The 22,199-nt window shown below is 70.5% G+C and carries 20 protein-coding genes; 9 read left to right on the forward strand and 11 right to left on the reverse strand.

The genetic code is table 11. The features are described from left to right. Nucleotides 1–19: 19 nt before the first annotated feature. Both ASD23_RS00275 and folP read right to left on the reverse strand, forming a co-directional pair. Nucleotides 20–742 (reverse strand): pyrimidine reductase family protein, encoded by a 723-nt coding sequence (locus ASD23_RS00275; protein WP_056004853.1) that lies wholly within the window; start codon nucleotides 740–742, stop codon nucleotides 20–22. Next, on the reverse strand, nucleotides 739–1,611 hold the full coding sequence (gene folP, locus ASD23_RS00280) for a dihydropteroate synthase (protein ID WP_056004855.1): 873 nt from the start codon (nucleotides 1,609–1,611) through the stop codon (nucleotides 739–741). The genes ASD23_RS00275 and folP overlap by 4 nt, the downstream gene beginning before the upstream one ends. 118 nt (nucleotides 1,612–1,729) lie before the next feature. Between folP and ASD23_RS00285 the strand changes: the two genes are divergently transcribed. The 4 genes from ASD23_RS00285 to ASD23_RS00300 all read left to right on the forward strand — a co-directional run bounded on the left by ASD23_RS00285 (nucleotide 1,730) and on the right by ASD23_RS00300 (nucleotide 5,182). After that, nucleotides 1,730–2,422, forward strand: a complete 693-nt coding sequence (locus ASD23_RS00285; protein WP_022894322.1) for a response regulator transcription factor — start codon at nucleotides 1,730–1,732, stop codon at nucleotides 2,420–2,422. Nucleotides 2,423–2,453: 31 nt separating this feature from the next. Continuing rightward, nucleotides 2,454–4,295 (forward strand): sensor histidine kinase, encoded by a 1,842-nt coding sequence (locus tag ASD23_RS00290; RefSeq protein ID WP_056004857.1) that lies wholly within the window; start codon nucleotides 2,454–2,456, stop codon nucleotides 4,293–4,295. A 181-nt stretch (nucleotides 4,296–4,476) separates the two neighbouring features. Beyond that, nucleotides 4,477–4,767 carry a WXG100 family type VII secretion target gene (locus ASD23_RS00295; protein ID WP_056004859.1) on the forward strand — a complete coding sequence of 97 codons (291 nt, stop codon included), beginning with the start codon at nucleotides 4,477–4,479 and terminating at the stop codon, nucleotides 4,765–4,767. A gap of 112 nt (nucleotides 4,768–4,879) precedes the next feature. Continuing rightward, nucleotides 4,880–5,182: a hypothetical protein gene (locus ASD23_RS00300; protein WP_147305694.1), complete on the forward strand. Its 303-nt coding sequence runs from the start codon at nucleotides 4,880–4,882 to the stop codon at nucleotides 5,180–5,182. An 18-nt stretch (nucleotides 5,183–5,200) separates the two neighbouring features. Here the strand turns inward: ASD23_RS00300 and ASD23_RS00305 are convergent, their stop codons facing one another. Next, on the reverse strand, nucleotides 5,201–6,343 hold the full coding sequence (locus ASD23_RS00305; RefSeq protein ID WP_200941659.1) for a glycerate kinase: 1,143 nt from the start codon (nucleotides 6,341–6,343) through the stop codon (nucleotides 5,201–5,203). Continuing rightward, nucleotides 6,301–7,005 (reverse strand): ThuA domain-containing protein, encoded by a 705-nt coding sequence (locus ASD23_RS00310; protein ID WP_056004865.1) that lies wholly within the window; start codon nucleotides 7,003–7,005, stop codon nucleotides 6,301–6,303. The genes ASD23_RS00305 and ASD23_RS00310 overlap by 43 nt, the downstream gene beginning before the upstream one ends. 214 nt (nucleotides 7,006–7,219) lie before the next feature. Here ASD23_RS00310 and ASD23_RS00315 point away from each other — a divergent pair, with 214 nt between their 5' ends. From ASD23_RS00315 to ASD23_RS00330, 4 genes are all read left to right on the forward strand, one after another. Further along, complete coding sequence (locus tag ASD23_RS00315) at nucleotides 7,220–8,272, forward strand: LacI family DNA-binding transcriptional regulator (RefSeq protein WP_056004867.1); 1,053 nt, start codon at nucleotides 7,220–7,222, stop codon at nucleotides 8,270–8,272. A gap of 319 nt (nucleotides 8,273–8,591) precedes the next feature. Then, complete coding sequence (locus ASD23_RS00320) at nucleotides 8,592–9,818, forward strand: Gfo/Idh/MocA family protein (RefSeq protein ID WP_056004868.1); 1,227 nt, start codon at nucleotides 8,592–8,594, stop codon at nucleotides 9,816–9,818. A 2-nt stretch (nucleotides 9,819–9,820) separates the two neighbouring features. Further along, nucleotides 9,821–11,050, forward strand: a complete 1,230-nt coding sequence (locus ASD23_RS00325) for a DUF993 family protein (RefSeq protein WP_082571063.1) — start codon at nucleotides 9,821–9,823, stop codon at nucleotides 11,048–11,050. Then, a complete protein-coding gene (locus ASD23_RS00330; protein ID WP_056004871.1) occupies nucleotides 11,047–11,922 on the forward strand; it encodes a sugar phosphate isomerase/epimerase family protein in 876 nt (291 codons plus the stop codon). The genes ASD23_RS00325 and ASD23_RS00330 overlap by 4 nt, the downstream gene beginning before the upstream one ends. 87 nt (nucleotides 11,923–12,009) lie before the next feature. Here ASD23_RS00330 and ASD23_RS00335 read toward each other — a convergent pair whose 3' ends face one another. From ASD23_RS00335 to ASD23_RS00365, 7 genes are all read right to left on the reverse strand, one after another. Further along, nucleotides 12,010–14,325: an outer membrane protein assembly factor BamB family protein gene (locus tag ASD23_RS00335; RefSeq protein WP_157376958.1), complete on the reverse strand. Its 2,316-nt coding sequence runs from the start codon at nucleotides 14,323–14,325 to the stop codon at nucleotides 12,010–12,012. A gap of 240 nt (nucleotides 14,326–14,565) precedes the next feature. Continuing rightward, entirely contained in the window at nucleotides 14,566–15,573 is a 1,008-nt protein-coding gene (locus ASD23_RS00340) for a hydroxyacid dehydrogenase (RefSeq protein WP_235507584.1), read from the reverse strand. Then, on the reverse strand, nucleotides 15,570–16,505 hold the full coding sequence (locus tag ASD23_RS00345; protein WP_056004873.1) for a carbohydrate ABC transporter permease: 936 nt from the start codon (nucleotides 16,503–16,505) through the stop codon (nucleotides 15,570–15,572). The genes ASD23_RS00340 and ASD23_RS00345 overlap by 4 nt, the downstream gene beginning before the upstream one ends. Continuing rightward, entirely contained in the window at nucleotides 16,502–17,437 is a 936-nt protein-coding gene (locus ASD23_RS00350; RefSeq protein WP_235507585.1) for a carbohydrate ABC transporter permease, read from the reverse strand. The genes ASD23_RS00345 and ASD23_RS00350 overlap by 4 nt, the downstream gene beginning before the upstream one ends. Before the next feature lie 57 nt (nucleotides 17,438–17,494). Then, on the reverse strand, nucleotides 17,495–18,796 hold the full coding sequence (locus tag ASD23_RS00355; RefSeq protein ID WP_056004876.1) for an ABC transporter substrate-binding protein: 1,302 nt from the start codon (nucleotides 18,794–18,796) through the stop codon (nucleotides 17,495–17,497). 110 nt (nucleotides 18,797–18,906) lie between these two features. Beyond that, nucleotides 18,907–20,001, reverse strand: coding sequence for a substrate-binding domain-containing protein (locus ASD23_RS00360; protein WP_158556791.1), 1,095 nt, complete (start codon nucleotides 19,999–20,001; stop codon nucleotides 18,907–18,909). Nucleotides 20,002–20,137: 136 nt separating this feature from the next. Beyond that, nucleotides 20,138–20,875 (reverse strand): TetR/AcrR family transcriptional regulator, encoded by a 738-nt coding sequence (locus ASD23_RS00365; RefSeq protein ID WP_056004880.1) that lies wholly within the window; start codon nucleotides 20,873–20,875, stop codon nucleotides 20,138–20,140. A gap of 87 nt (nucleotides 20,876–20,962) precedes the next feature. Between ASD23_RS00365 and ASD23_RS00370 the strand changes: the two genes are divergently transcribed. Beyond that, nucleotides 20,963–22,144, forward strand: a complete 1,182-nt coding sequence (locus tag ASD23_RS00370; RefSeq protein WP_056004882.1) for an FAD-dependent monooxygenase — start codon at nucleotides 20,963–20,965, stop codon at nucleotides 22,142–22,144. The last annotated feature ends 55 nt before the right edge of the window (nucleotides 22,145–22,199 follow it).

Raw genomic sequence — 22,199 nt, forward strand, 5'->3', positions numbered from 1 at the left:
GGGTCGGCTCGTACCGAGGTCAGCTGCGCGCATAGCGCAGCAGGAGCAGGTCGCCCGCAGGGATCGCGTGCACGAGGTGCATGCCGCGCTCGAGCTCGGGGGCGCCCCGCACGATGCGCCCGGCGTCGCCCGCGACGAGCATCGGGCTGAGCGAGAGGCAGAGCTCGTCGACGAGGTCGGCCACGAGGAGGCTCCCGAACAGGTGCGGCCCGCCCTCGCACAGCACCTGCCGGAGCCCGCGTTCGGCGAGCACGTCGAGCATCGCGCGCACGTCGACCGCGTGCTCGCCCACGACGATGACGTCGGCGACCGCTTCGAGTGCGGCTCGGCGCGCCGCGGGCGCGGCGGCGTGGGTCACGACGATCGGTCGCGTCACGGCGGTCGTGAAGAACGGCGACGCGGGGTCGAGCGCGAGCGACGAGGAGACGACGGCGAGCCGCGGTTGCTCGGCCAGGCCGTTCGACACGCGCCACGCGGCATCCGCTTCGCTCACCGCGAGGCCGCCGTAGCCCTCGACCCGCACCGTGCCGGCGCCGACCAGCACGACGTCGGCGAGGGTGCGCAGCACCTGCATGGCGAGCCGGTCGCTCGCATCGCCGAGGCCGCCGCTGCGGCCGTCGACCGTGGCCGCGCCGTCGAGGCTCGCGACGAAGTTCATCCGCACCCGCCGGGTCGCTCGATCGGGCAGCGCGTAGGCGGCGAGCAGCGCGTCGCGGTCGGGGGTCGGAGCCGCGGCGGTCACTGGTTGTGCTCCAGGAAGACGGGCTCGCGCCATCCCTCGATCGCCTCGACCATGCGCATCGCGTCGACGGTCTCGCGCACGTTGTGCACGCGCACGATGCGCGCCCCCTGCATGACGCAGTAGACGGCGGCGGCGATCGAGCCCTCGATGCGCTGCTCGCGCGGGCGGCCGAGGCTCTCGCCGACGAAGTCCTTGTTCGAGAGCGCCACGAGGGTCGGGTAGCCGAGGCTCGTGATCTCGCCCAGGCGCCGGGTCAGCTCGAGCGAGTGCAGCGTGTGCTTGTTGAGGTCGTGGCCCGGGTCGACGACGATGCGATCGGATGCCACGCCTCGCGACTCGGCGAGCGCCACGCGCTCCGCGAGGAATGCAGAGACCTCGGCCACGACATCGCCGTACCGCGGCGAGGGATACGGCGTACGGGGTTTCGCGAGGCTGTGCGTGACGACGATCGTGGCGCCGGTCTCGGCGACGACGTCGGCCATGGCGGGGTCGTGGATGCCGGTCGTGTCGTTGACCACGTGCGCACCGGCGGCGATGGCCGCTCGGGCGACCTCGGGCAGGAACGTGTCGACCGAGATGACGGCACCGGAGCCGGCGAGCGCGGCGACCACGGGGACGACTCGCTCGATCTCCTCCTCGGCCGGGATCGCGGGCCCCGGCGCGAACTTCGCGCCGCCGACGTCGATCCAGTCGGCGCCCTGCTCGATCGCGAGGGTCGCCGCGGCGACCGCCGCGTCGAGCGCCTCGGTGCGCCCCCGGTCGTAGAAGGAATCAGGCGTGCGATTCACGATCGCCATGACCGCGACCTCTCGCGCGAAATCGAACTCGCGGGGGCCGATGCGCCGGATCACCGGGGTTCGAGTCGCCATGGTGCCGAGTCTTCCACGCCTGCTGCACGGCACCAATCCGGATGACGCCGACACACCGGTTCCGCGACCCTCGAAGAATGTTCAGGAAAGTTCCAGCCGATGCGCAGAGAATCATCACATGAGCGACGGACCACGAATTCTCATCGTCGACGACGAGCCCAACATCCGCGACCTCCTCACGACGAGCCTGCGGTTCGCCGGCTTCGCGGTGCGCGCGGTCGGCAACGGCGCGCAGACCATCTCGGCGGTACTCGAGGAGGAGCCCGATCTCATCATCCTCGACGTCATGCTGCCCGACATGAACGGCTTCGGCGTCACCAAGCGCCTGCGCTCGGCGGGTTACACCGCCCCGATCCTCTTCCTCACGGCGAAGGACGACACCGAGGACAAGATCACCGGCCTCACCGTGGGCGGCGACGACTACGTCACGAAGCCGTTCAGCCTCGACGAGATCGTCGCGCGCATCAAGGCGATCCTGCGCCGCACGATGCACGCCGAAGAAGACGCCGTGATCCGCACGGGCGAGCTCACGATGGACCAGGACACGCACGAGGTGCTCGTCGGCGACGTGCCCGTCGAGCTCTCCCCCACCGAGTTCAAGCTGCTGCGCTACCTCATGCTGAACCCCAACCGCGTGCTGTCGAAGGCGCAGATCCTCGACCACGTGTGGGAGTACGACTTCAACGGCGACGCCGGCATCGTGGAGAGCTACATCTCCTACCTCCGTCGCAAGCTCGATCAGCACTCCGCGGAGCCGCTCATCCAGACCAAGCGCGGATTCGGCTACATGCTGAAGTCCTCCAAGCCCTGACTCAGGAAGGCCCACCTAGACTCGGCCCGCCATGAATCAGATCTCCGAGCGGTGGAACCGCATCTCGCTGCGTACCAAGATCACGGGCGTCACCGTGCTCATGCTCACGCTCGGGCTGCTCGTCTCCGGCATCGGCACCGCGGCCATGCTCCGCTCGTACATGGAGAACCAGGTGCAGGGCAAGCTCGAGACGATCGCCTCGGGCGACCTCCGCAAGTACTTCACCGACGAAGGTGCGGTGCCGAGCGACAAGGCGAACCTCAACGACCTCACCTTCCGTCCGAACCTCGACGTGTTCGTCGCCGTCTACGACGGCGAGACGGGCGAGCTCGAGAAGTACAACTGGCGGGACCGCGACCGCTCAGAACTGCCGGAGATCCCCGAGTTCCTGACCACCGCAGAGGTCAACGCGAAGAACCAGGGACAGTACGAGGTATTCGCACTGCGCGACGACGCCGGCAACCCGACCTTCCGCGCCGTCTACGCGATCACCTGGGCCGACAACCACGGCAACTATTCGCCGATCATCCTCGCGATCTCCTCCAAGGAGACCGAGCAACTGCTCGCGATGTACCTCACGATCTTCTTCGGCTTCGGCTTCGGCGTCGTGCTCGTCGGGGCACTGCTCACGCGCATGCTCGTGACGACGACCTTCATGCCGCTCCGCGAGGTCGAGCGCACCGCGGCGGCCATCGCCGACGGCGATTTCAGCCAGCGCCTCGGCGGCGCGACGCCCAACACCGAGGTCGGGCGACTGAACCGCTCGCTCAACACCATGCTGAACCGCATCGACCGGGCCTTCCGCGACCGCGCGCGAACGATCGACCAGATGCGCCGCTTCGTCGGCGACGCCTCGCACGAGCTCCGCACCCCGCTCGTGTCGGTGCGCGGCTACGCCGAGCTCTACCGCATGGGTGCGCTGCAGTCGCCCGACGAGGTCGGCCAGGCCATGGATCGAATCGAGAAGGAGGCCATCCGCATGGGCCTCCTCGTCGAGGACCTGCTCGCACTCGCCCGACTCGACGAGGCGAAGCCACTCGAGCTCACCGAGGTCGACCTCGTGCCGCTCGCACGCGATGCAGCCCTCGACACGATGGCCGCCCACCCGGCCCGCACGATCACGGTCATCGCGCCCGAAGACCTGAACACGACGGATGCCTCGGGCGAGCCCGCCCCCGAGCTCGAGGTCGAGCTCGACCCCTCGGGCGACCGCGCCGCATCGCTCACCGGACCGATCTCCTTCGCCGGGGCGACGCTCGCGCGCCTGCGGGGCCGCCGCCCGAAGGCCGAGCCGGCCACGTCGACCGGCAGCCGCCGGGCGGCCGCCAAGGCGAGCGGCGCACCGGCCGGATCGAAGCGCGCCGCTCGCGCGTCCGCGGCGGCAGCGGCTGCCGCAGCGGCCGCGTCCGACGCGATCGCGGCACCGTCGTCGACGCGCACGTCGACCCCGGGCGCCGGCCAGCCGATGCCGGTTCGCCGCACCGTGGTGCTCGCCGAAGAGAACAAGATCCGCCAGGTCATCACCAACCTGATGGGCAACGCGATCCGCTTCACCTCGCCCGAGAGCCCCATCGAGATCCGCATCTCGGTCGACGACGCGACCGAGCGGGCGATGATCGAGGTCATCGACCACGGCGAGGGCATCCCGCCGCAGATCCGCGAGAAGATCTTCCAGCGCTTCTGGCGCGCCGACACCTCGCGCACCCGCGAGACGGGCGGGTCGGGCCTCGGGCTCGCGATCGTGTCATCGATCGTAGCGGCGCACAACGGCACGGTCGACGTCGTCGAGACGCCCGGTGGCGGCGCCACCTTCCGCGTGTCGCTGCCGCTCGCGGGCTCGGCCGCGGCCCCGCAGTCCGTCACGGCCGACTGAGCCGCGCACCCCTCCTCACAGAACTCGGCCGCAGTACCGCAGTCGGTCACGGCCGACTGGTCCGCGCACTCCTCCTCGACAGGCGACCGAAGGCGGATGTCCGGGCACAATCGCTGCCGGCGACCGCTCGTTCCGCCGCCGCGCCGTAACGTGGCGCGCACACCGAACGAAAGGGGCCGAGATGGCCGTCTACCAGGTCGATGCCGAACAGGTTTCCGCCGCCACCCAGACCGTGCAGGGCACGATCGGGCGCATCCAGTCCGAGGTCGCATCGCTGCTCGGCCAGCTCACGGGGCTGCAGTCGTCGTGGTCGGGGCAGGCCTCGACCGCCTTCCAGGGCGCCGTCGCCGACTGGCGAGCCACGCAGTTGCAGGTCGAGGAGAGCCTCGCCGGCCTCAATCGCGCGCTCGGCGTGGCAGCCATGCAGTATTCCGACGCCGAACAGGCGAACGCCCGGCTGTTCCTCCGCTGACGTTTCGCCGCGAGGCACCGCGGCACCCCTTCCCTTCTCGGCATGGAGACATAGCATGGGGTCGAGACGTCGCCCCGATGACGGCGCCCCGACCAACGATGAGGGAGCGATGATGTCCGAATCGAACCGACCCGCTGATCCGCAGTCCTCCGAGGAGCCGGGTGCACCCGCCGACTCGGTCGATGCCACCGACGACCTCGAGGGCAGCTACACCGAGGTCGACGGCGAGGGGCCCCACGAGCGCACGGTCGCGGGCGAGTACACCCGCAGCGACGGCGTTGCCGACGACGAGACGAGCGTCGGCGACTACACGTCGACCGAGGCGCACCCCGATGAGCACGATGCCGCCGAACGACACGGCAAGTTCGTCCGCACGGAGCCGCCGAAGCCGCACCCCGGCCTGCACCACACCTGACCGGCGCACGCCGGCCGTTCAGCTGGCGGCGACGACTCCGGTCTCGCTCGCGAGCTGCGCGCCGGCGGCCTCGAGCCAGCGCAGCGGATCCGCCATCGCGGGTTCCGCTCCGCCGGCGAGCCCGGTCAGTGCGACGGATGCCGCGAAACCGCGTGGTTCCGCCGTGATCGCACCTGCCACGAGTGCGACCGGGACTCCGGTCGCCGCCGCGAGCCGGGCGACCTCGCTCGGCGCCTTGCCGGCTTCGGACTGGCCGTCGAACCTGCCCTCGCCGGTGATGACGAGGTCAGCGCCCACGAGGTCGCGGGCGAGACCGATGGCGTCGGCGACGAGCGCGGCTCCGCCGCCCATCGCAGCACCCCAGGCGAGCAGGCCGAAGCCGACTCCGCCGGCCGCACCGGCCCCTGGAGTCTCCGGCGAGAGGCCTGGGACGAGGCGCGCGAATCGCGCGAGGTTGCCATCGAGCACCGCGACGGTCGCGGCATCCGCGCCCTTCTGCGGGCCGAAGATGGCCGCCGCACCCTGCTCGCCGAGCAACGGGTTCGTGACATCGCCGAGGATCACCGCGCCGCCCGGCGGCAGGGGGCGCAGCCCCGTGAGATCGACGGTGACGAGGCCGCCGAGTCCGCGGTTGCCGAGAGCCACCTCGCGCTGCTCGCCATCGAGGAAGCGAGCGCCGAGGGCCGAGAGCGCGCCCGCGCCGCCGTCGGTCGAGGCGCTGCCGCCGACGGCGAGCAGGAGCCGTTCGACCCCCGCGTCGAGCGCGTCGACGATCGCCTCGCCGAAGCCCGTCGAGTGCGCGTCGAGCGGTGCGAGCGGGTCGAGCAGCGTGATGCCAGACGTCGCCGCGAGTTCGACGACGCCCGTGCCGTCGGGAAGCAGGAGCCAGTGCGTCCGCACCGGCACGGAGACCGGACCGCGCACCGTGAGCGGCATCCGCCGCGCGCCGGGCACCGCCGCCTCGAAGGCATCGAGCGTGCCTTCGCCGCCGTCGGCCATCGGACGGGTGACGACCTCGTCGGCGGGGCGCACCGAGTGCCATCCGAGGGCGATGGCCGACGCGGCATCCGCTGCATGCGCCGTGCCCTTGAACGAATCGGGCGCGATGACGACCCGGCTCACCGCTCGTTCGCCGTCGGCGCCGGCACGTGTGCGAGCCATTCGAGTGAGGCCGCGAGCAGGGCGCGGTGGCCGGCGGACTCGTAGGAGCGAGGATCGTGGCCGAGGGCGTCGTAGACGAGGCGCGAGCGACCGAACTCCCGCGCCCACACGAGCGGATGGCGGACGCCTTCGTGCTCGTGCTCGGCGATGGGTTCGATCACGTCGTCGAGCCGGAAGTCGGTGTACCGCTCGTCGAACACGGTGAAGTCCTCGAGGCCCTCGGCGATCGCATGATTGCCCACGAGGTGCACGGCGGCCTCGCCGATCGGCGGATGCCACGAACGGTCGCGAACCCAACGCGCACCGAGCGCATGTTCGAACGCGGGATAGTCGCGCAGGCTCGCCGCCGCGGTGTGCATCGCGAGGATGCCGACGCCACGCTCGATCGCCGCTTCGAGAGCGGCGTTCGCCGCGGCGACGACGGAGTCATCCGGCGGGGCGACGGCTTCGCCCTCGGGCGTCGGGCCGTGCGGGTCGCCGGCGTTCACGACGATGAGCGAGATGTCGTCGGGAAGGGACGCGATCGCCGCATCGATGTCGTCGACGACGTCGACGGTGAACCCGGCCTCCGCGACGAGTTCGGCGAGCGCCTCGCTCGTCTCGGCGTGCGGGTGCCAAGGATCGGCGTAGCGACCGGATCCGTTCAGAATGACGGCACGCATGGCGCCTCCTCGCGTTTCGGGCATCTTATCGCCGCCGCCGGATCGCGCGCCGTGAGCGCCCGGACCGTGACGACCGGCCACTTCCGGCCGTGCACGATGGGAAAGCGTTATCCTCCATGCACAATTCCTATCAGGCGAGCGACGAGCGGCCAAACCCGGGCACCACGCGCGATAGGGTCGAGCCGCAGAAGCAGCGCACCGAACGGGAGGCACGATGAGCGCCGGAGGCACGAGCGGCGAGCGGCGCGCACCGGCGACGCTGCACGACGTCGCACGCGAAGCGGGCGTCTCGCTGGCCACCGCGTCACGATCGCTCAACGGAAGCACCCGGAAGGTCAACGAGGAGTACCGTCAGCGAGTGCTCGCGGCCGCGGCGAAGCTCGACTACTCCCCCAATCTCTCCGCCCAGGCCGTCGCCCGCGGAACCTCGACGACCGTCGCGCTGCTCGTCGCCGACATCGCGGACCCCTACTTCGCCCAGATCGCCGCCGGAGTGGTTCGCGAGGCCGACCACGAGGGGCTCATCGTCACGATGGCGGCGACCGAGCGCGACTCGGAACGCGAGCTCGAACTCGTGCGGAGCCTCCGCGGCCAGCGACCCCGGGTCATGATCCTCGCGGCATCACGACGCGCCGGCGACGCGGCCTCGGCGTTACTCGCCGAGGAGCTGCGCGCCTTCGAGGCGAACGGCGGCCGAGTGGCGTTCATCGGCGCCGTCGAGGCTCCTTACCGCAGCGTGCCGCTCGACAACGCCGCCGGGGCGGAGTCGCTCGCACGGGCCCTCGTCGAGGCGGGCTACCGCGGCTTCGCCGCGCTCACCGGCGCCGAGGGGCTGCGAACGGCCGAGGACCGCCTCGGCGGATTCATCGCCGGGCTCGCCGCCTCGGGGATCGCGCTGGACCCGGCCCGGATCGTGCGCCCGGCGTTCACCCGTGACGGCGGCTACGACGGCATGCGCACGCTGATCGAGCAGGGCATCGACGACCTCGACGTGGTGTTCGCCGCCAACGACGTCATGGCCGTCGGCGCGATGTCCGCCGTGCGCGACGCCGGGCTCGTCCCCGGGCGAGACGTCGCCATCGCCGGGTTCGACGACATCCCGACCGCGCGCGACGTCACGCCCCCGCTCAGCACGGTCCGGCTCCCCCTCGAGGAGATCGGCCGCCGGGCATTGCGCCTCGCGCTCGGCACCCTCGACGCCGGCGAAGAACTGCCGGTTCACGCCGAGGTCGTGCTGCGGGCGTCCACCCCGACTCGCACCAGCTGAGCGCGTCGCGGCGCCACGCCGCGCGACGCCTCCGCGACATCCGCGGTCCCGCCCGGAACCGCAGCGATCGCCGCACGCCCCGCGACATCCGTCTCCAGCACCGCGCACTGCCGAGCCCCGCGACATCCGCCGGCGGCACCGCGCACCGCCGAGCCCCGCGACATCCGCCTGCGGCACCGCGCACTGCCGCGCCGCCGCGACTGCTTCGCGCACCGTGATGTTGCAGATCCGCCTGCTCTGTTCTACTCTCGGGTAAACGCTTTCCGGCAGCATCGACGGCACCTCGCCGCCGGCCGACGACTCGAGAAGGACGAAGCACATGGTCGACCACTCCGCCCCCCAATCCATCGGCATCATCATGAACGGCGTCTCGGGCCGCATGGGGTACCGCCAGCACCTCGTGCGCTCGATCCTCGCGATCCGCGAACAGGGCGGCGTGCTCCTCGCCGACGGCGAGACCCGCGTGCAGGTCGAGCCGATCCTCGTCGGCCGCAGCGAGAAGAAGCTCGCCGACCTCGCCGCCAAGCACGGCATCGAGCACTACACGACGAACCTCGACGAGGCGCTCGCCGACGACCGCTGGCAGATCTACGCCGACTTCCTCGTCACGAAGGCGCGCGCCCAGGCCATCAAGAAGGCGATCGCGGCCGGCAAGGCCATCTACACCGAGAAGCCCACCGCCGAGTCGTTCGAGGAGGCGCTCGAGCTCGCCCGCCTCGCCGAGGAGGCCGGCATCAAGAACGGCGTCGTGCACGACAAGCTCTACCTCCCGGGCCTGCAGAAGCTCAAGCGCCTCATCGACTCGGGCTTCTTCGGACGCATCCTCAGCGTGCGCGGCGAATTCGGCTACTGGGTGTTCGAGGGCGACTGGCAGCCCGCCCAGCGTCCGAGCTGGAACTACCGCGCCGAGGACGGCGGCGGCATCATCGTCGACATGTTCCCGCACTGGAACTACGTGCTCGAGAACCTCTTCGGCCGCGTCGAGTCCGTGTACGCGAAGGCCGTCACCGAGATCCCCGCGCGCATCGACGAGCGCGGCGAGGCCTACCCGGCCACCGCCGACGACGCCGCCTACGCGATCTTCGAGCTCGAGGGCGGCGTCATCGCCCAGCTCAACTCGAGCTGGACCACCCGCGTGAACCGCGACGAGCTCGTCGAGTTCCAGGTCGACGGCACGCACGGGTCCGCCGTCGTCGGCCTCTTCGGCTGCAAGATCCAGCCGCGGAACGCCACCCCGAAGCCCGTCTGGAACCCCGACCTCGCCGACGCGCACGACTACGCCGGCGACTGGATCGAGAGCCCCGGCAACCGCGAGTTCGAGAACGGCTTCAAGACGCAGTGGGAGGAGTTCATCCGCCACGTCGTCGAAGACGCGCCCAACGAGTTCGACTTCCTCGCCGGCGCGCGCGGCGTGCTGCTCGCCGAAGCCGGGCTCGAGAGCTCCAAGGCCGGCCGTCGCATCGACATCCCGGTCGTCTCCCTCGACGGGGCAGCGGATGCCTCGGCGGCCGAGTCCGCGGCACCGCAGCTCGCCGAGGTGCGCTGACCGTGTCGGCGCTCACCCTGCTCGACGCGAACGGCACGCTCGCGGCGGCGCCGCTCGCCGAGGCGCCCGCCTTCACCAAGCCGAACGCGCCGCTGCGCTCGCGAGTCGCCTACGCGGCCGCGCATGTCGTGCCGAAGCCGTTCGCCGACAACACGCCCGGCCGGCCGGCCGAGATCGACTGGGACGCCACGCTGGCGTTCCGGCACCACGTCTGGTCGTGGGGGCTCGGCGTCGCCGATGCGATGGACACCGCGCAGCGCAACATGGGCCTCGACGCCGCAGCCACGCGTGAGCTCATCTCGCGGAGCGCCGCCGAGGCGGCCTCGGTCGGCGGCGCGGTGGTGGTCGGCGTCAACACCGACCACCTCGAGACGGAGCACGCCTCGCTCGACGCGATCGCGGATGCGTACAAGGCGCAGCTCCACCACACTGAGGACGCCGGCGCCGGAGCCGTGCTCATGGCGAGCCGGCACCTGGCGCGTGCGGCGCAGAACGCCGACGACTACCGCCGCGTCTACCGCGACGTGCTCGGTGCCGCGAGCGCACCCGTCGTGCTGCACTGGCTCGGCACCGCGTTCGACCCGCAGCTGGCCGGGTACTTCGGCTCTGCGGACACGGAGGCCGCGGCCGACGTGCTCGTCGAGCTCATCGCGGAGCACCCCGACAAGGTCTCGGGCGTGAAGATGAGCCTGCTCGACGCCGACGCCGAGATCGCGGTGCGTCGCCGGCTGCCCGGCACGGCACGGATGTACACGGGCGACGACTTCCACTACGTGAGTCTCATCGCGGGTGACGACGCAGGGCACTCGGATGCCCTGCTCGGCGCGTTCGCGGCCCTCGCCCCGAACGCATCGGCCGCGATCCAGGCGCTCGACGCCGGCGACGAGGCGGCGTACCACCGCATCCTCGGCCCCACAGAGGCCCTCTCCCGGCAGGTGTTCGCCGCCCCGACGTACTTCTACAAGACGGGCGTCGCGTTCCTGGCCTGGCTGAACGGACACCAGTCCGCATTCCAGATGGTCGCCGGGCTGCACGCCGCGAGGAGCCTGCCGCACCTGTCGCGCATCGTGGAGCTCGCGAACGCGTCGGGCGCACTCGAGCAGCCGCAGCTTGCCGTCGAGCGGTGGCACGGGATGCTCCGCATCAACGGGATCGACCCGAACGCGGCGACCATGGTCGCCGCGAGCTCGGACGCCGACTCGGCGGCGCACGCGATGGAGGTCAACGCATGACCGCCCACCCGCGCCTCTCGATGAATCAGGCGACGATCAAGCACGCGCCCCTCGACGAGGCCCTGCGCCTGACACGGGAGGCCGGCTACGAATCGATCGGACTCTGGCGCGAGCCCGTGCAGGCCGTCGGCCTCGAGTCGGCCGCACGTCGTCTGGCCGATTCGGGACTGCGCGTCTCGAGTCTCTGCCGCGGCGGGTTCTTCACGCTCCCCGAGGGCTCGGAACGCCGCGCGGCGCTCGACGAGAACCGGCGTGCGATCGACGAGACGGCGACGCTCGCAGCCGCGGGCGCACCCGGCTCGGCCGCCGTGCTGGTGCTCGTCGCCGGCGGCATCCCGGGCGGGACGACCGACCTGGCCGGCTCACGCGAGCGGGTCGCGGACGCGCTCGCGGAGCTGGCCCCCGACGCGGCAGCCGCCGGCGTCACCCTCGCGATCGAGCCGCTGCATCCCATGTACGCGTCCGACCGGGCGGTCGTCTCGACGCTGAAGCAGGCGCTCGACCTCGCCGATCCGTTCGACGCGGCGACCGTCGGCGTCGTCGTCGACACGTTCCACCTGTGGTGGGACCCCGAGGTGTTCGAGCAGATCGCGCGCGCCGGGGCATCCGGTCGTATCGCGAGCTACCAGGTGTGCGACTGGGCGACGCCGCTGCCGGCCGACGTGCTGCTCGCGCGGCACTACCCGGGCGACGGCGTGATCGACTTCGCCGCGTTCACCACGGCCGTCGAGTCGGCCGGCTACACCGGCGATATCGAGGTCGAGCTCTTCAACGAGGCCATCTGGGCCACCCCGTGGCCCGAGGTCGTCGCCCGCACCGCGTCGTCGTTCGACGCCGTCGTGGCCCCGGCCCTGAGCGCCGTCTCCGCCTGACCTCGCGCGGGGCGCAGTTGAATTGTCGCTGCGCCCCGGGTGGGGAGACACCGGGGCGCAGCGACGTCGAATGAGCGTTCTGCTCGGTCAGTTCGCGGTGGTCGCGCCGTACGGGGCCGCGATCGTAGCTCCGTACGGTGCATCCGCGATGCTCGCCTCGACGCGCACGGTGACCGCACCGCCGTCGATCGATCGCGATCGGGTCGTGAAGGTGTGCGTGGCACTGCCCCCCGGGGCCACCGCCGGGAACGACTTCGTGCCGAAGTCCGACTCGAACTCGATCGCCACGGGAACGTCCTCGCCGTTCTGCGCCCGCACGGCGACGACGACGCGCCCACCGATCGAGCGCGTCGAGGTCTGCACCGCGACCTTCACCGGCGCGTCCTCGACCTGCACGAGGTTGCGTGCGCGCAGGGTGTAGATGCGCCCGGCCTCGTCGACGTTGAGGTGCGAGCCGCTGTACCAGGCGCCGTTGATCTCGGGAACGACCACGGTGACGGCGAACGTCCTCGGATCGAACCGGAACAGCGTCGTGTCGGACACGGCGTACACGACCCCGTGCTTCTCGACCATCGCGGCGAAGCCCGGGCAGAGCGTGCCGTGGTCGGCCGTGTGCACGATCGTGCGCCGTGCACGGTCGATCACCACGAGAGCGCCCTTGATCGTCAGGCAGTAGAGGTGGCGTCCTCGAACGGCGAGGGCGGCGATGCCGTTGGCCTGCGCGGTCTCGATGCGCCAGAGCTCGGCGCCCGCGACCGGATCCCACGCGACGACGGTGCCCCGCGTTCCGGTCTTCTGGGCGTTGTCACCGCCGAGGTAGGCGATGCCGTCGGCCGTCGCGATCGCGCGCACGAGCTGGATGTCGTCGATCGGGTCGATCGCGCTCGTCGAGGCCCCGCTCGCGGGGTCGAACGTCCAGAACGAGCCGCCACCCTCGGTGTCGGACTGCACGCCGACGAGGAGCAGGCCGTTGACCGCGTCCCAGGTCGTGTCGAGCGGCCGGTTCTGCTCCGAGGCGAACTTCGCCGCCTGCTTCGCATCCTGACCCGTCGACGGGTCGTACGACCAGATGCCCTGCGAGTTGTACTGGCCGGTGTACAGCACGCCGTCGACGACGTCGGCGTCCTTGGCCTCGCCCTTCGCCCGGAGGTTCACGACCTCGCCGGTCGCAAGGGTGTGGCGGGCGATCACGCCGTTGCCGCCCACGTAGGCGTAGCCGGCGCCGACGGCGATGCCCATGCAGGCCTGCGCGCTGACCGGCGCTCCGGCCTCGCCGAGGTCGGTGGTGCTCCAGGCACGGGACGCCACGTCGATGTCGGCGACGAAGCCGTATGCCGAGACGACGTACAGCTTGCCGCCGCGTGCGTCGACGCCCCAGACCTCGCCGAGGTCGAGCGTGCCGAGGTCGAGCCGGTCGATCGTGTTGGTCGTCGTCGAATAGGTGAGGATCTCGGTCTCGTTCGCGAAGAAGACGGTGCCGGCGTCGCTCGTGAGGTTCTTCGCCGTCTTGCCGATCGAGGTCGCGACGGCGTACGACGAGAGGTCGGCCAGGTCCATCAGGGCGACCTTCGACGACTCGGTCGACGCCGCGGTGGTGGCCACGAGTCGGTCGCCGACGATCGCGAGGTCGCGGATGCTGGGGTCGGCCGAGAATTCGGCCGGTGCCACCTGGCGGAACGTGGCTGCTGCCCGGTCGTAGGCGATCAGCGACGAGCGCGTCGCGCTGCCGCCGCCGCCGAACGTCGTGCCGCCGCCGACGAACACCGCCGAGGCCGTCGCCGTGACGGCGCGCGCGAGCGTGGAGGCGGGGTCGGGCACGCCGAGGCTGGCGACGACGCCGACCGCGGGATCGAACTGCCAGAGGGCGGGCGCAACGGCGGGGCCGCCGCCGCCGACGGCGAAGAGCACTCCGTCGGGGGCGACGGCGAGGTCGCGCACGTCACGGTCGCCGATCGCCCCGATCGGGGCCGCGGGCACGTCGGGCGTGCTGAGATCCCAGCGGTAGAGGTTCGGCTGCGGGCCGCTGGCCTTCTGGAGCACGCCGAAGTACAAGTATCTGCCGGTCGGGTCGGCCGCCATCGCCTGGATGCTGTGCCCCGTCGACACGCTCGTCGTCGCCGTGACGGTGCGCGAGGGGAGGTGGAAGGCGACCACGCCCGTCGGCACGATGTTGCGCGAGCCGATGTAGACGGTGTCGCCGACGAGCACGGCGCTCATCAGGCCGAACTGGCTGACGGCCGGCCCCAGGTCCGTGATGGTCGGGCCGAGGGGGGCGCGGGTGACCGACGGCGTCTCCGAGGCATGGGCCGGCCCACCGGAGACGAGGGCCGCGATCGCCGCGAGGCTGCCGGCGCCGCCGACCTGCAGGGCGAGGCGGCGGGTGAATGTGGGGGTTGCGGGCATCAGAACTCCTTCGGTCCGGTGGCGAGCAGTGCAGCCGGTGAATAGACAAGCCGCTTCGGAACCAAACTGCAACAAAACGCACAAACACGAACATGCTGCTCGGTTGGGCTCATGCCGTCACGGCGAAACGGAGGGGAATCTCCGAGACTTCCTTGCAACGACGAATCCACACAGATACGAACACGCCGATGCGGTCGCTCCCGAGATGTTGGGAGCGACCGCATCGGCGTGTCGCCGGGGTCACGCCGTGATCGAGAGCCGGTCCACTTCCACCTCGTGCGCGAGGTCCCGTCCGTCGACCAACCGCTGGAGCTCGTCGTGGACCACGTCGGCGAGGCGACCCAGCTCGACGCCGAGCGATCCCGCGACATGCGGCGTGAGGAGCACGTGCTCGTGGCCGTACAGCGGGTGATCGGCCGCGAGCACCCACGGCGTGGAGACGTCGAGGATCGCGAAGAGCTCGCCGGCGAGGACCCGCTCGGTGAGGGCTTCCTGATCGATGATCTCGCCCCGTGCGGTGTTGAGCAGGGTCGCACCGGCGCGCATCAGCCCGATGCCGCGCGCGTCGATGAGGCCGTGGGTGGCCGGCAGCGACGGTGCATGGACCGAGACGACGTCGGAGGTCGACAGCAGCTCGTCGAGTCCGACCGCCTCGACGCCGAGCTCCTCCGCATCGTCACCCGACAGGTACGGGTCGTAGACGACCACGTCGAGCTCGTACGCCCGCAGCAGCTCGATGACCTTGCGCCCGATCTTCGAGGCGCCCACGATGCCGATGCGCTTGTCGTAGTTCCCCATGCCGGGGAACGCCGCCTCCACGTCGAACTCCTCGCGGAGGGCGAGATACCGCGCGGCGATCGGCAGCACCTTCTTGTTGGCGAGGACGATCATCGCTGCCGTGTACTCCGCGACGGGCACCGCATTCGCGGACGCGGCAGTACTGACCCGGATGCCTCGCTCGAGCACGTCATCGGACAGGAACGGCTTGATCGTGCCCGCCGAATGCAGGACCGCCGTCAGGCGCGGCGCCGCGTCGAGCACGGCGGCGTCGATGAACGGGGCGCCCCACCCCGTCACGAGCACGTCAACCTCGGAGAGCACGCGGCGCGAGGCATCCGACTCGAACTCGCTGAGGAATCCGACGACCTCCGCGATCTCCTCGATCCGCGCGATGCGAGCGGCGGGGAAGACCCGCTCGCGCACGTCGGGCGCCATGGCGAAGGCGACCCGCACGCCGGGCGCGATCACTTGACGCTCCCGGCCGAGAGGCCCGAGCGCCAGAAGCGCTGCAGCATCACGAAGGCGATCACGAGCGGCACGACCGAGAGGAACGAACCGGCGATCACGAGGGGGAGGTACTCGGGGTTCTGCTGCACCTGGCTCTGCCAGAGGAAGATGCCGACGCTCGTGGGGAACAGCTGGCGATCCTGCAGCATGATGAGCGGCAGCATGAAGTTGTTCCAGACGGCGACGAACTGGAACAGGGCGATCGTCACGAAACCGGGCACGAGCATCGGGAGGCCGATGCTGAAGAAGCTCCGGATCGGCCCGGCGCCGTCGACCCGCGCCGCCTCGAGCGTCTCGTCGGGCAGGTACCCGGCGCTGAAGACCCGGGCGAGGTAGACGCTGAACGGGTTGCAGAACGCCGGGATCAGCACCGCCCAGATGGTGTTCGTCACGCCGAGCGAGGCGGCGAGCAGGTACAGCGGGATGACCGTCGCGGTGTTCGGGATGAGCACGCCGATGAGGACCGTTCCGTACAGCGTGTTCTTGCCGCGGAACTGGAACTTGTCGAAGGCGTACCCGGCCATGAGCGCCACGAATCCGCCGACGATGGCGCCGACCGCGGCGTAGAGCACGCTGTTGCCGAGCCAGCGGATGAAGATCCCGCCGTCTTCGGTGAGCAGGCGTTCGAGGTTGGCGAAGAACGCGCCGCCCCAGGTGAACGCGTCGCTGCCGTAGAGCGCCGAGGCGTCTTTGGTCGTGGCGAACACGAGCCAGAGCAGCGGCAGCACCATGTACGCCGAGCCGAGGATCAGGAGGCCGTTGACGCCGAACGTGGCGCCGATCCCGCCGCCGAGTGGACGGCGTCGCCGGCGAGCCGGGCGGTCGCCCGTGGTCGCAGCGGGGGCGAGGGGCGCCGCCGAGGTCGGCTGCGCGACCGAGGATGTCGTGCTCATCGGGAGGTCCCCTTCGAGGTGAAGCGCGTGACGACCCACGAGAGCAGGCCCGCGAGGAGCGCGAGGATGATGGAGGCGGCAGCGGCCTGCGGCAGGTTGTTGCGGTTGAACGCGGCGTCGTACGCCCACATGTTCGGCACCCACGTGCTCGTCACGGCGGTCGTCGCCGTCGAGAGGATCTTCGGCTCGGTGAAGAGCTGCAGCGAGCCGATCACCGTGAACAGCAGGGCGACGCCGAGCGCCGGGGCGATGAGCGGGGTCTTGATCGAGAACGCCGTCCGGATCTCCCCGGCACCGTCGACACGGGCTGCCTCCAGGACCTCCCGCGGCACCGACTGGAGTGCCGTGAACAGGATGATGACGTTGTATCCCGCCCACTCCCACACCGCGATGTTCACCATCGACGGCAGCACCATGTGCACCGACAGGAAGTCGATCTGGATGCCGCCCGTGGCGAGCGCCGAGACGATCGGGCTCACGCCGGGCGTGTAGAGGTAAGCCCAGATGAGGGCGGCGATCACGCCGGGAACCGCGTGCGGCAGGAAGAGGAGGAGCTGGAACGCGCGCTTGGCCTTGGCCACGACGGCGTCGAGCAGGAGGGCGAAGCCGAGGGCGACTCCGAGGAGCGTCGGCACGTAGAGCACGCAGTAGAGCGCGAGCCGGCCGAAGCCGGCGATGAAGGTGTCGTTCGCCAGCACGTCGGCGTAGTTGCCGAGGCCGACGAACACCGTCTCGGCGCCGCCGAATCCGAGCCCGCTCCGCTGCTCGGCGAACAGGCTCAGCCCGACCGCGTAGATGACCGGTGCGATCATCGCGACGAGGAAGACGGTGAAGAACGGCACCAGGAAGATCGTCGCGGTGCGGCCGCCGGTGCCCTGGATCGGCCGTCGCTTGGTCGCGGACCTTCTCGGCCCACTGGTTCTGACGCTCATGGTCATGCCCTTCGGTTCACGGTGCCGGCAGGGTGGCCCTGCCGGCACCGGAGGTTGCTACTCCGTGACGTCGAGCCCGAGCTGCTCGAGCCCGTCGACGGTCGCGGACTGCGTCTGCTCGAGCGCGTCGCCGAGCGTCGGGGCCGTCGTGACCGCGTCGCGCATCGCCGTGTTCGTGATGTCGTAGTCGGGGCCCCACGACCATCCGCCGACGACGCTCGCCGACGCCTCGTCGAAGACCTCGTAGATGTCGTTCGCGTAGTAGTCGGTCGGTGCGACCTTGCTGGCGACCTCGTTGAGGCCGGGGTAGGCGAGGTAGGCGGTGCCGACCTCTCCACGAGCCTCGACGGCTGCGGGGTCGGTCGTCAGGTACTCGAGGAACTTCGCGGCCGCGGCCTGGTTCTTCGAGTTCTCGGTGATCGCGAAGCTCGTGCCGCCGCTGAGCGCGCCGGTCGGCTCGTCGCCCCACGACGGGGGCACTGCGGCGATCCACTTGCCGGCCTGACCGGATGCCTCGGTGCGGGTCTTGAGACCGGACGCGCTCCAGGAGCCGCCGACCCAGCCGTTCACGACACCGTTATTGAGGTCGGCCGTCCACTCGTCGCTGAAGCCGAGCTGCGCCTTGACGAGACCCTCGTCGATGAGCTTCTGCCAGTAGTCGGCGACCTTCGTGCTGGCCTTGTCGGCGATCGCGACCTTCCACTTGTCGTCTTCGACGCTGAACCACTTGCTGCCGGCCTGCCACGACAGCGGTGCGAGCTGCGGCTCGTTCGTGAAGAAGCTCGTGAGGTAGGCGTTCGGGTTCGCGGCCTTCACGGCGCGCGCGGCGTCCTCGAACTCCTCCCACGTCGTCGGGACGTCGACGCCGGCGGCGTCCAGCACGTCTTGGCGGTACCACATGATCTGCGGCGGCGCGTCGTACGGCATGCCGTAGGTGGCGTCGCCGAAGGTGACGAGCTCGCGAACCTGCTCGCTGTACTCGCCGAGGACGTCTTCGGAGACGACGTCGTCGATCGGGACGACCTGCTCGGAGGCGGCGAACCCGGGAAGGCTGACGTACTCGATGCCGGCCACGTCCGGGCCGGTGCCCGACTCGATCGCCGCGGAGAGCTTGGTGTATCCGCCGTTGGCGGCGTTCGGGATCTCCTCGAACTTCACGGTGATGTCGTCCTGGCTCGCGTTGAACGCGGCGGCGACGTCGGCCATGCCGCTGAGCGACGACCAGAACGTGATGTCACCCGTGGGGTTCTCGGCCGCGGTCGGCTCGGGCTCGGGGGCGGCGGATGCCGCGCAGCCGGCCAGCAGCACGCCGGCGGACAGCAGCGCTGCCGCGGCGAACGAGGTGCGACGCAGGTTCATGATCGGATTCTCCTTTGAATGTGAAGCGTGAATGTGAAGCGTGCCTGCTACTGAACCCGCTTCACGAACCGTCTGCAAGAAAATCGCGCATATCGAACATTTCAGAACATTCAGGAAGCGATCTGGCGGGTCGATTCACGTTCGATCAGGGTCGGCAGCAGCGCCATCCTGGTCACCGCGTGCCCGGCGCCCTCCCGCTGCCGGATACGGTCGAAGCACAGTCGCAGCGCCGCGTCGCCGAGGTCGTGCTTCGGCGGCGCGACCGCGGTCAGCGGGACGGCCGCGTAGGCCGAGAACTCGTCGTCGTAGGCGACCAGCGAGAAGTCCTCTGGGATCCGGATGCCGCGCTCGACGGCGAGATCGGCGAAGGCCATGGAATCGACGTCGCCGAGCATCAGCGCCGCGGTGACCTCCCGTCGTCCGCACTCCTCGAGGAAGGCCTCGAGCGCATCGATCGTGGAGTCCGTGCCGACCTTGGGATCGGGCAGTCGCCATCGGAACGCCTCGTCGCCGAGGCCTGCACGCGCCATGGAGCGCTCGTATCCGTCGGTGAGGCCGGTGGTCGTCGCCGCCTCCCGGGCAGCGAGGGCGATCCGGCGATGCCCCCGATCCACGAGGTGCCGCACCGCGAGCTCGGCACCGTAGGCATGGTCGCTGCGCACCGACTCGAGTCGGCCGGCATGTCGTTCGTCGACGCTGCGTTCGACGAGCACGACCGGAATCGGCGCGTCGACGAGGAGCGCGTGCAACTCGGTTCCCTCGACGAGCCCGCTGCGCGGGGTGATCATCAGGCCGTCGACGCCGCCGGCGATGAGGCGCTCGGCCTGGCGGAGCTCTTCGCGCTCCGAGTAGTTCGTCGTCCCGAGCACGAGGCGGCAGTTGAGCTCCCGCGCAGCGTCGCTCGCGCCTCGGATGACCTGCGGGAAGTAATAGCTCGCCGACGGCGTGACCATGCCGATCGTGGCCACCGGCCGCCGTACCGGCGACCCGCTCCGCTCCCCCGCCGAGGCCTGCTGCTGCGCGACGGCGTTCGAGACCGCACCGCCGTGTGCACGGACCAGGAGTCCGCGTTCCTCCAGCTCGGCGAGATCCCGGCGCAAGGTCATGGCCGAGACGCCCATGCGCCCTGCCAACTGGGAGATGCGCAACGAGCCACGGAGCTCGAGCTCTCTCAGAATGGCGTCGTGACGTGCCGCTGCAACCATGTGCCGACCTCTCGAATGTGAGAACTTGTGTGATTCGTGAATATCACACATTCGATCAGGTGCGCCACCGTTCGACTCTCCCGACGACGAGCCCGGTCGCCCACAGCGCGCGCCGCCGCGCTGCCGTGCTCAGCGATCAGGAACGAGATGACGAGGATGCCGCGCGCTCGGCGACGAGCGAAGCGACACCGTCGAGCACGCGCTCGACGCCGAATCGCAGCGCGTCGTCGCGCGCCCCGTCATCGTCGGCTTCGGCGAACGCGCTCGCCGTCCACGGATAGAGCTCGGCGCGCGTGGCGAGGATCGACGCGAGGTTCGTCGCGAGTTGCTGTTCGGGCGCGCCTGAGGAATCGCGTTGGCGGACGAGCGACATCACGTGGCCGACGAGGAGGGTCAGCAGGTCGAGCTTCTCCCCGCCGCGAAGGGGAAGTTCGACCATCGCGCCGAGACCGGCCTCGAACCACGCGAGCTCGCGGGGGCCGGGCGTATGCGGCCGCTGCACGAGTTCGACGATCCACGGGTGCGTCATGGCGCGATCGTGGACTCCAGTGGCCCACGCCATCAGCGCAGGGCGCCAGTGCGCCTCTTCGGCTACGACGGGTGCGCCGAGTGCGGTGTCGAGCATGACCGCGTCGAGCTCCGCGCGCCCGGGAACGTAGCGATAGAGCGCCATCTTCGTGGTGCCGAGTCGTTCCGCGACGCGCTGCATCGTGACCTCGTCGAGCCCGGATTCGTCCGCGATGGCGATCGCGGCCTCGGCGATGCCGTCCAGCGTGTACTTCGGCTTCGGCCCGGGCCTACGCCCGGACGGCTGCGCCCAGAGGAACACCGCGGCTGCGACCCGCGACGCCGCGTCGACTTCACCCTCGGTCACGATGCTCCTCCGAACTGATTGCGTCCACTGTACGCGATCACGTTATTGTGTCCGTAGGACGCAATTAATGGACGAAGGAAGGCACACATGGCAACCACGAAGATCCTCATCTCCGGTGCGAGCATCGCCGGCCCGGCGCTGGCGCGCTGGCTCGGCCGCAACGGCTTCGACGTGACGGTCGTCGAGAAGGCGCCGGCCGCCCGTGCGGGCGGCCAGGCCGTCGACTTCAAGGGACGGACCCACCACGCGCTGCTGACCCGCATGGGCATCCTCGACGAGGTGCACGCACGGCAGACCGCGAAGACGGACTGGCGCATGGTCGACGCGAACGACCATGTGAACGCCGTCGTGCCCGGCGAGTTCATCGGCGGCGACGTCGAGATCCTGCGCGGCGACCTCGCCGGCATCCTGCTCGCACAGTCCGCCGCAGACGCCGACTACGTGTTCGATGACGAGATCACCGCGATCACCGAGTCGGATGCCGGCGTGGACGTCGCCTTCGCTCGTCGACCCGACGAGCGGTTCGATCTCGTGATCGGTGCGGATGGCGTGCACTCCGCGGTACGACGTCTCGCATTCGGGCCGGAGGACCGGTACGTCGAGACACGCGGGTTCTACTACGCGGTCGCGAGCGGGCAAGCCCCACTCGATGACCTCGAGACGAGGCTCCCCGATGGGCGCGGCATCGCCTACGGGTACAACGAACCCGGTCGGCTGGCACTCCTCGGCGGCCAGAAGGCGCCGAACCTGTTCGTCTTCCGCGCCGAACGGCCCGACTACGACCGGCGCGACATCGCGTCGCAGCGCGCCTTCCTCGAATCCGCATTCGCGGGCGCCGGATGGCATGTGCCCGCTGCGCTCGAGGCCAGCCGCGCGGCATCCGATTTCTACCTCGACGCCCTCGCGCGCACCAGGATGACCTCGTTCACGCGGGGTCGCGCGGCGCTCGTCGGCGATGCCGGCTACGCGAACACGCTCGGTGGATTCGGAACCGGGCTCGCGCTCATCGGCGCGTACATCCTCGCCGGCGAACTGATCGCCGCTGGCGGTGATCACGCGGCGGCGTTCGCGGCGTACGACCGCCGCATGCGGAAGCCCACGAAGATCGCCCGCTCCGGCAACGCCGGCCCGTTCCTCGCTCCGCCGTCGACCGGGCGCATCCGGATGCGGGACTGGACCTTTGCGAACCCCCTGATGTACCGCACGATGATGTGGATGACCGACACCTTCGCAACCGACGACAGCCTTCCCGACTATCGGATGCACTGACGCGGGTACGGGCCGGCCGGCGGCCCTTCCCTCACCGCTGGGCGTCACGACTACG

Origin of the sequence: Agromyces sp. Root1464, from assembly GCF_001427265.1 — a bacterium.
In the GTDB taxonomy this organism is placed as follows: domain Bacteria; phylum Actinomycetota; class Actinomycetes; order Actinomycetales; family Microbacteriaceae; genus Agromyces; species Agromyces fucosus.

Coding starts and splice junctions, on each gene's coding strand:
- folP (WP_056004855.1), bottom strand. CDS start 1,611: ATGGCGACTCGAACCCCGGTGATCCGGCGCATCGGCCCCCGCGAGTTC.
- ASD23_RS00285 (WP_022894322.1), top strand. CDS start 1,730: ATGAGCGACGGACCACGAATTCTCATCGTCGACGACGAGCCCAACATC.
- ASD23_RS00290 (WP_056004857.1), top strand. CDS start 2,454: ATGAATCAGATCTCCGAGCGGTGGAACCGCATCTCGCTGCGTACCAAG.
- ASD23_RS00295 (WP_056004859.1), top strand. CDS start 4,477: ATGGCCGTCTACCAGGTCGATGCCGAACAGGTTTCCGCCGCCACCCAG.
- ASD23_RS00300 (WP_147305694.1), top strand. CDS start 4,880: ATGTCCGAATCGAACCGACCCGCTGATCCGCAGTCCTCCGAGGAGCCG.
- ASD23_RS00305 (WP_200941659.1), bottom strand. CDS start 6,343: ATGGCTCGCACACGTGCCGGCGCCGACGGCGAACGAGCGGTGAGCCGG.
- ASD23_RS00310 (WP_056004865.1), bottom strand. CDS start 7,005: ATGCGTGCCGTCATTCTGAACGGATCCGGTCGCTACGCCGATCCTTGG.
- ASD23_RS00315 (WP_056004867.1), top strand. CDS start 7,220: ATGAGCGCCGGAGGCACGAGCGGCGAGCGGCGCGCACCGGCGACGCTG.
- ASD23_RS00320 (WP_056004868.1), top strand. CDS start 8,592: ATGGTCGACCACTCCGCCCCCCAATCCATCGGCATCATCATGAACGGC.
- ASD23_RS00330 (WP_056004871.1), top strand. CDS start 11,047: ATGACCGCCCACCCGCGCCTCTCGATGAATCAGGCGACGATCAAGCAC.
- ASD23_RS00335 (WP_157376958.1), bottom strand. CDS start 14,325: ATGCCCGCAACCCCCACATTCACCCGCCGCCTCGCCCTGCAGGTCGGC.
- ASD23_RS00345 (WP_056004873.1), bottom strand. CDS start 16,505: ATGAGCACGACATCCTCGGTCGCGCAGCCGACCTCGGCGGCGCCCCTC.
- ASD23_RS00350 (WP_235507585.1), bottom strand. CDS start 17,437: ATGAGCGTCAGAACCAGTGGGCCGAGAAGGTCCGCGACCAAGCGACGG.
- ASD23_RS00355 (WP_056004876.1), bottom strand. CDS start 18,796: ATGAACCTGCGTCGCACCTCGTTCGCCGCGGCAGCGCTGCTGTCCGCC.
- ASD23_RS00360 (WP_158556791.1), bottom strand. CDS start 20,001: ATGGTTGCAGCGGCACGTCACGACGCCATTCTGAGAGAGCTCGAGCTC.
- ASD23_RS00370 (WP_056004882.1), top strand. CDS start 20,963: ATGGCAACCACGAAGATCCTCATCTCCGGTGCGAGCATCGCCGGCCCG.